1 protein-coding gene is annotated in these 231 nt (G+C 46.8%); it reads right to left on the reverse strand.

The window, feature by feature from the left end; translation table 11 throughout:
- On the reverse strand, positions 1-231 hold a 231-nt coding region (locus tag AAEY75_RS17375), incomplete at both ends, for a hypothetical protein (RefSeq protein ID WP_352260438.1).

The raw sequence follows: 231 nt of genomic DNA on the forward strand, positions 1-231 counted from the left end.
ATTTTAACTTGCACCATTTGGTTATGGCGCGCGCCGTTTTCGCTTCCCGGTAAAATCATTATGTCTTGGGTAATACGCGGATCTTCGGCAACCACAACGGCAATACCATGCTCAACAAAATAGCGGCCAACAATAGGCGCGCGCTCGTTGGTAAGTACTTTTATAATACGTGCATCGCATTTTGAGCCAGAGCCACGTTTAGTGCCTTTAGCAAGTACAATGTCGCCATGT

It is taken from the genome of Psychrobacter sp. TB55-MNA-CIBAN-0194 (assembly GCF_040309505.1).
GTDB lineage: Bacteria > Pseudomonadota > Gammaproteobacteria > Pseudomonadales > Moraxellaceae > Psychrobacter > Psychrobacter fozii.